This window comes from Burkholderia sp., assembly GCF_018375725.1.
Lineage (GTDB): Bacteria > Pseudomonadota > Gammaproteobacteria > Burkholderiales > Burkholderiaceae > Burkholderia.
The window spans coordinates 1-6,572 of sequence record NZ_JAHACR010000244.1 but is presented as its reverse complement, the minus strand read 5'-3'; the positions used below and the strand labels follow the sequence as shown (position 1 = coordinate 6,572).

The window sequence follows — 6,572 nt, the reverse complement described above, 5'->3', positions numbered from 1 at the left end:
CCGAGCGTCGCAAGCCAGCCCGGCGCGAAGCGCCACGCGTCCTGCGCAAACAGCGCCTGTGTGCGCGTGTCGCCGCGATAGACGTTCGCGACGGACATCGACGGGCCTGCCAGCCAGTCGGCCGTGTTGTACGTGATGTTGCGCAGGAAATAGGTGTCGTAGTGATAGCCGAACGTGAGCGCATGCCCTTTCACTGTCGGCGCCTCGGCCTTCAGGTCGAGCGTGCGCCAGCCGGTTCCGTCGCCCTGGAACAGCGTGCCGGCTCCGCCTTGCGCGGAGGATGCCGCGCGCAATACATCACGCGACACGTCGTACGCGGACGCGACGCCCGACAGCCGCCAGCCGGAATCGAGGCGCGCATTCAGTCCGAGCGCATACAGCCAGTTTTCCTGGTCGCCGCGCTGTGGCGCGAATGCGCTCGATGCGACCGTCATGTTGCGTCCGCCGGTCGACACGTTGCCGCCATAGACCGGATTGCCCGCCCCATCGCGCAGGAAGGTCTCGCCATGCTGGCGGTAATGGTTCTCCCAATGCCCCAGCGTGAGCGTTGCGTCGATACGATCGGTGAACGCGTAGCCCATTCGCACCGATTCGTTGATCTGCTCGGTGCGCTCGAGCGACTGCGCGCCGACGATCCTGCGCGGATTGCCGTTCGGCCCGATATCGACTGCGACGCCCGTGACAGGCACGGCCGGCCCGAGCTTCGGGTTGTACGTTGGGTTCGGGCTCGCATACTGCATCGGCTGGCTGTCGTTCTCGAGCCGGTCGAGCGACAGCGCGAACCAGAAGCGGCCGACGCGATCTGCGATCCGTGCAGTCTGGTGATTGCCGCCGAAGCTGTCGGCGAACCCGTAGCCGTCGTGATAGCGCTGCGTGAAGAACTGCGTCGACAGCGACGCCTCGAGCTGTTCCGGCCGGCGCGTCGTGAGCAGCACGGTCGAACCGATCGCATTGCCCGGGTACAGCGCCGAAAACGGGCCATAGAGCACATCGACGCGTGCAATATCGTCGGGCGGAATCAGCGACCAGCGAGGCGGATACGCGTAGCTCGAGCCGAGCAGGTTCGACAGCAGCACGCCGTCGGCATAGACAAGCCCGCGCGCACTCTGCAGCTCGTTGAAATCGCGGCCGGCAAACACCGCATTGCGGTCGCCGATATAGCGCTTGCGCACCATCAGGTTCGGCGCGTACTTCAGCGCATCCTCGGTGTTGACGTTGGTGTGCGCGTCGATCCTGTCGCGCGTGATGGATGCGACGACCGCGGGCGTGTCCGGGGCGACCGGCTGCCGTTGCGCGGTCACACTCACCGCGGTCAACGTGTCGCCGTCCGCAACGGGCGTCGCCGCCGGCGCAGCAGACGTCGGAGCCGATGCCCCGCTGCCGCCTTCAACCGGTTCCCGCACCGGAACAACATGCGCGCCGTCGGACGGCGCGGCGTGAACGGCCGGCCACGCAAAAGCTGCCGCGCAGGCCAGCGCGAACCGGCCGCGCAGACGCCGCGCGGCAAGGATGAAAAACATGACGAATTCCTGAAAACGTGATCGAACGCCGTCGCGCGCATGCCGCCGCAGCCAAAATGGCGCGACGCGTGCGGAATGCGCTGCGAACGGATACGCGCCGTCGGGCGCGCGGGTTGAATCAGATCAATACGATTTCAGGCGGGGCGCGCGGCTGGGCGAGACGGATGCCCCTGCGCGCGAAGACGGGTACTGCGGGTGGGCGCGTGCGATAACCGAACGCGCGGATGAAACCGGGCAGCGCGGGCAAGCTCGTCCCGAGCGCGAGATTCGCCGCGAAGCCGGGGCAATACACGCAATGCGGGACATCCGCGTGACTGGACGACGATGTGTCGTGCCCGCCTCCGGCTTGCTGGAGAACGACGTGACGCGCGCCCGCTGCGCTGCACAATTCCAGCGCGAGCGCACCGGAGCCGCTCGACGCGAGACGCGCATAGCCGACGACTGGCGACAGTACATTCAGTACCAGCGCCAGCCAGACAAGGCCGATCCATCGCGTCGTTCGTTTCATCGGATTCCGGAAAAAAAGCGCGCAGAGTATAGCAAACGGTTCGTCTGCCCCGATTCTGCAGACGGTAATGATCGTCTTTGGCACGCGCGGGTAAACGCATGTGCCGTTATTACAACAAAGACAAAATCTAACGATTCCTTGCTGGCATAAATCTGAGCGCGAGGCTGATAATCATTGAACCTATCGGAGAAATGATCATGGACGAAAAGCCGACCCGCATGCCGCCGCCGGAACAAGTGATGAGCCCGGATCCGGAGCCTGTTGGCGTGGAATTCCTCGCCGAACTGCCTGATCACGTGCGGGCGTTCTTCGACGAGCAGCGCAAGCTGTACTCGCCGAATTGAACGGACGTTCCGTTCTGTAACCGCCACGTGTCGACTTTCGAAATCGTGCGGTTCCTCACTGCGCAGATGCCGCAGTTCGCCTCGCGCCAGGGCTTCGCCAGCCTGACGGCGCCGGATCGGCACGTCTGCTGATTCTCTTCTGTCGCGACGCCACGCCGCGCGACTGTCTTCGTCTATTCTTCTGCTTTTCCACTGCCGGCTCGTCCGGTTCCGGATCGTTCAGATGAAGCATGCAATTCGCGCCAGCCTCGTTGCGGCCGCGCTCGGTCTCACCCTTTTCTCCGCACCCCGTCTTGCCGCCGCCGATGGCGACGACACCGCGTTGACCAATCTCGTCGCACTCGCATCGCAGCGTCTCGCGCTGGCCGAGCCGGTCGCGCGCTGGAAATGGGCAAACGGCAAGCCGATCGAGGATCGGTCGCGCGAAGCCGAATTACTCGCATCGGTGGAGCAACGCGCGGCAAAGGCCGGCGTCGATCCGGCCTTCGCGCGAACGTTCTTCGAGGATCAGATCACGGCCAGCAAAGATGTGCAAAACGCGCTGTTCGCGCAGTGGCGCGCGACGCGTCCGCCGGAAGGCGCGCCGCCCGATCTCGCGGCCAGCACCCGCCCTGCACTCGACCGCCTGACGCAAGCGCTGCTCGCCGGCCTGGCGCAGGTCGAGCCGGTGCGACGCGCGCCCGATTGCCAGGCGCGGCTCGCACGCAGCATCGTGAACTGGAAGACGCTCACCCGCTACGACACGAGCCGGACGCAAGCGCTGAACACCGCGCTGTCGCACGTTTGCGCGGCGGGCGGCGCGAGCGCGATTGGCTAGGTGCGGTCGGGTAGATTCGGTCGGGTAGATTCAGCCGGCTAAATTCGGTCGGCTAGGTGCGGGCCGCGCTGCAGCCGACCAGATCTGGTCGGCTGGTTTCGGCCGACTACACGGCAGGCGCCAGCGCGGCGAGCGGAGTCAGTTGCAGGCCGCGCGCGAGATGCGTCTGCAGCAGACGATAGGTGAAGGGTTCAAACGGCCCCGCCGCACGTTCGGCAGCAAGCCGCACCGCGTCGGCAAGCGACTCCGCAATGCCGAGATAACGCCAGTCGTCGATGACATGCAACAGCCGGCGCTCGGCATGCGCCTCGAACACCACCGCGCCATCGAACGGCCAGGGCGCATCGGCGCCGGCGCATCCGGCATCCGTTGCCGGACGGCGATTGAACGCCGGACGCAGATTGGCAATCCACTGCGCTTCGGCGAGCATCGCGCCGAGTTCGTTGCCTGTCTCGCGCCATTCGACGCGCCGCACCTGCTGGGCAAGCCGCATTTCCTTCGACGAGCGTCGCTCACCCGTCAGCAGCGCGCGCAGCCGCTGCCGCACGCGGACGCTGCGCCCGACATAAAGCGGCGCATCGTCTTCGCCGAACAGCACATAGGCCCCGCACCCTGCGGGCGCCGTGTCGAGCCACGCTTCGGTCAGGTCGCCGGCGAGACGGAAATGACGCGTCGTACGCGCGATCTGCTCGCGCAGCCGGTCGAGCGGCACGATCTCATGCAGCTGACGCCAGAACTGCCAGAGCAGGTCGGCGTCGGCGAGCGCCCGGTGCCGCGCGGACGGCACGAGACCGTGCCGCTCGATCAGCGCGTCGAGTCCGTGCCGCGATTCGCGCGGGAACAGGGCACGCGACAGCCGCACCGTGCAGAGAACGTCGGGATTGAACGCCATGCCGGCACGCTCGAACTCCGCGCGCAGGAAACCGCGATCGAAACTCGCGTTGTGCGCCACGAACAGCTTGCCGTCCAGACGCTCGAACAATGTCGGCGCGAGTGCGGCAAACGATGGCGCGTCGCGCACCATCGCATCGCTGATGCCGGTCAGTTGCTGGATGAATGGCGAAATCGACTGGCCCGGATTGACGAGTGAAGTCCACGTCGACACGCCTTGCGGCCCGATCTCGACGACGCCGATTTCGGTGATGCGGTGTTCGGCGGACGAACCGCCGGTCGTTTCGAGGTCGACGAAGACGAGCGGTTGCTCGCAGGCTGGATCGGACAAACGGGAATCGGACATGAACGGTCTGGAAAACGGTGCTGCCGTGAGTATGCACCGGCACGTCCCGCTTCCGCCACCCGAAGCTGACCGGGCGCACCGCATCGGCCCGCCCGGGAAAACAAAAAGCCCCCGCATGGCGGGGGCTCGGGACGTGATTGACGGCGCGCAGCGCGTCAGATCGCCTGGATATTCGATGCCTGCTTACCCTTCGGTCCCATTTTCACCTCGAAGGAAACGCGCTGATTTTCCTTCAGGGTTTTGAAACCGTCCATCCGGATCTCGGAGAAGTGCGCAAACAAATCCTCACCGCCATTGTCCGACGTAATAAAGCCGAAACCTTTAGCATCGTTAAACCATTTCACGATACCCGTATCCATACTTTCGTTCCCCACTCGATCTGTTCAAAAAAGCTATTCTTTATAGCCGATCACCGATCCTCCGGAACGCCGCCATCAGGCACGACCTTGCCCGGACACCGCGTCCCGCGGCCGGAGTGCTGACTTTATAAATTGGACACTCCCGGTGCGTCAAGAAAATTTTTGAAGCATGCTTTATAAGGCGCGCATCAATAACAGCGGAATCGGTTTCCGATCAGATTTAAATAATTATTCCGCCATAAAACCCGTCATTGTTACCGGGGTCGACTCGTCAATATTCGCAACGAAGGAAATCCTACCGGGGCCACATCAATCCGACAATGGCTCGGTAGTTTTCCGAGTTGCGGCAGACCAGCGCTAATGCAATGCTGACCCAGGTCAATGATTGGGAGCGGACCATGTGGCTGGATGGCATCAGGCATTTCGCGAGCCGGCTCAGGCGCGCGCGCCACAAATCCCGCACGCTTGCTGAAACGGCACGCGACACACCTTGCGCTGTCGAATTCGACACGACCTGGCATGGCGATCACTGGCAGAACCTTCTCGCCTCGCCGCTCGACGCGCGTCACTATGTGATGGAAGACTGGTCGCATGCGCCACCGCCGGCAGAGACGGAGGATGCGGCGTTGCCGGGCAGACGCCGGCGCCGTCGGTACTAGCAATAAGCCGCCGGGCGCGCTGGCAAGACAAAAAAAAGCGCGACTGAAAAGTCGCGCCGACCAAGGTTTGGAGATCTTTTCCGTCAACGAAAAAGTCTGCTTTGGAAAGCAGAGATCGCAGTATAACGACATTACTTCCTTTCATTATCAATACTGCGCACAAACCTCTATTGCCGAAGTGTTAATAATCACACCGACCTGTCGCGCATGCGCACAGGTCAGGACGCACCCGGCTCCGGATAGCGGACATCGAGCACGTCGATCGGTTGCGGCCCCACGGGCGTCATCAGTGTGACCGTGTCGCCGATCTTCGCCTTGAGCAGTGCACGCGCGATGGGCGAGATCCAGCTGACATGCCCTTCGTCGAGATTCACTTCGTCGATACCGACGATCGTGATCGTGTGCTCCTCGCCGTCCGGCGTCGCGTAGTCGACGGTCGCACCGAAAAATACCTGATCGGTACTCTCCTGACGACTCGCATCCACGACCTCCGCGATGTCGAGACGTTTTGTCAGGAAGCGGATACGGCGATCGATCTCGCGCAAGCGCCGCTTGCCGTAGATGTAATCGCCGTTTTCCGAGCGGTCGCCGTTCGACGCCGCCCATGACACGAGCCGCACCACCTCGGGACGCTCGACGTCGATCAGGCTCAACAGTTCGTCCCTGAGCCGCTTGTGCCCGGCCGGCGTAATGTAGTTCTTCGAGCCTGCGGGAATCGCGGTCTGGCCCGGGTCGAGATCGTCGTCGTCACCGTCCGACTCTTTGACAAACGCCTTGTTCATGGTGCACGTTCAAATACAGGTTGCCGATGCTTGAAGGGTACACGAAGGGCCGGCCGAACAAGCCCCGACACAATAATTTGCGAATAATGCTTCCCTTTTCTCTGAACCTTGCTATAATCCCTCTTCTGCGTGCGGCTGTAGCTCAGTTGGATAGAGTACTTGGCTACGAACCAAGGGGTCGTGGGTTCGAATCCTGCCAGCCGCGCCACTTTTTTCGAGAGTCTTCCGAACCGAAGGCTTTCATCGTTGATTGAAGTAGTACCGTTTTGCGTGCGGCTGTAGCTCAGTTGGATAGAGTACTTGGCTACGAACCAAGGGGTCGTGGGTTCGAATCCTGCCAGCCGCG

The 6,572-nt window shown here is 63.0% G+C and carries 8 protein-coding genes and 2 tRNA genes; 5 read left to right on the top strand and 5 right to left on the bottom strand.

The window, feature by feature from the left end; genetic code table 11:
- The coding region (locus KH616_RS19665; protein ID WP_292249809.1) for a TonB-dependent receptor plug domain-containing protein at window positions 1-1,520 on the bottom strand (1,520 nt) is incomplete at its 3' end.
- Between the two features lie 118 nt (window positions 1,521-1,638).
- On the bottom strand, window positions 1,639-2,028 hold the full coding sequence (locus KH616_RS19660) for a DUF2946 domain-containing protein (RefSeq protein ID WP_292249808.1): 390 nt from the start codon (window positions 2,026-2,028) through the stop codon (window positions 1,639-1,641).
- A 197-nt stretch (window positions 2,029-2,225) separates the two neighbouring features.
- Between KH616_RS19660 and KH616_RS19655 the strand changes: the two genes are divergently transcribed.
- Both KH616_RS19655 and KH616_RS19650 read left to right on the top strand, forming a co-directional pair.
- Window positions 2,226-2,372 carry a hypothetical protein gene (locus tag KH616_RS19655; RefSeq protein WP_292249807.1) on the top strand — a complete coding sequence of 49 codons (147 nt, stop codon included), beginning with the start codon at window positions 2,226-2,228 and terminating at the stop codon, window positions 2,370-2,372.
- A gap of 223 nt (window positions 2,373-2,595) precedes the next feature.
- Window positions 2,596-3,189 (top strand): chorismate mutase, encoded by a 594-nt coding sequence (locus KH616_RS19650; protein ID WP_292249806.1) that lies wholly within the window; start codon window positions 2,596-2,598, stop codon window positions 3,187-3,189.
- 106 nt (window positions 3,190-3,295) lie between these two features.
- Here KH616_RS19650 and KH616_RS19645 read toward each other — a convergent pair whose 3' ends face one another.
- Window positions 3,296-4,426, bottom strand: a complete 1,131-nt coding sequence (locus KH616_RS19645; RefSeq protein ID WP_292249805.1) for an exonuclease domain-containing protein — start codon at window positions 4,424-4,426, stop codon at window positions 3,296-3,298.
- 155 nt (window positions 4,427-4,581) lie between these two features.
- Window positions 4,582-4,785, bottom strand: a complete 204-nt coding sequence (locus KH616_RS19640; RefSeq protein WP_292249804.1) for a cold-shock protein — start codon at window positions 4,783-4,785, stop codon at window positions 4,582-4,584.
- Window positions 4,786-5,183: 398 nt separating this feature from the next.
- On the opposite strand from KH616_RS19640, the gene KH616_RS19635 reads away from it, so the two are divergent.
- Window positions 5,184-5,444, top strand: a complete 261-nt coding sequence (locus KH616_RS19635; protein ID WP_292249810.1) for a hypothetical protein — start codon at window positions 5,184-5,186, stop codon at window positions 5,442-5,444.
- Between the two features lie 218 nt (window positions 5,445-5,662).
- On the opposite strand, the gene greB is transcribed toward KH616_RS19635, so the two are convergent.
- Entirely contained in the window at window positions 5,663-6,226 is a 564-nt protein-coding gene (gene greB, locus KH616_RS19630; protein ID WP_292249803.1) for a transcription elongation factor GreB, read from the bottom strand.
- 131 nt (window positions 6,227-6,357) lie between these two features.
- Here greB and KH616_RS19625 point away from each other — a divergent pair.
- Both KH616_RS19625 and KH616_RS19620 read left to right on the top strand, forming a co-directional pair.
- Window positions 6,358-6,434 (top strand) — tRNA-Arg (locus tag KH616_RS19625).
- A 64-nt stretch (window positions 6,435-6,498) separates the two neighbouring features.
- A tRNA-Arg gene (locus KH616_RS19620) sits at window positions 6,499-6,572 on the top strand.

Bases quoted from the DNA above. Each gene is read 5' to 3' on its own strand.
- KH616_RS19645 (WP_292249805.1), bottom strand. From the start codon at position 4,426: ATGTCCGATTCCCGTTTGTCCGATCCAGCCTGCGAGCAACCGCTCGTC.
- greB (WP_292249803.1), bottom strand. From the start codon at position 6,226: ATGAACAAGGCGTTTGTCAAAGAGTCGGACGGTGACGACGACGATCTC.
- KH616_RS19655 (WP_292249807.1), top strand. From the start codon at position 2,226: ATGGACGAAAAGCCGACCCGCATGCCGCCGCCGGAACAAGTGATGAGC.
- KH616_RS19650 (WP_292249806.1), top strand. From the start codon at position 2,596: ATGAAGCATGCAATTCGCGCCAGCCTCGTTGCGGCCGCGCTCGGTCTC.
- KH616_RS19660 (WP_292249808.1), bottom strand. From the start codon at position 2,028: ATGAAACGAACGACGCGATGGATCGGCCTTGTCTGGCTGGCGCTGGTA.
- KH616_RS19640 (WP_292249804.1), bottom strand. From the start codon at position 4,785: ATGGATACGGGTATCGTGAAATGGTTTAACGATGCTAAAGGTTTCGGC.
- KH616_RS19635 (WP_292249810.1), top strand. From the start codon at position 5,184: ATGTGGCTGGATGGCATCAGGCATTTCGCGAGCCGGCTCAGGCGCGCG.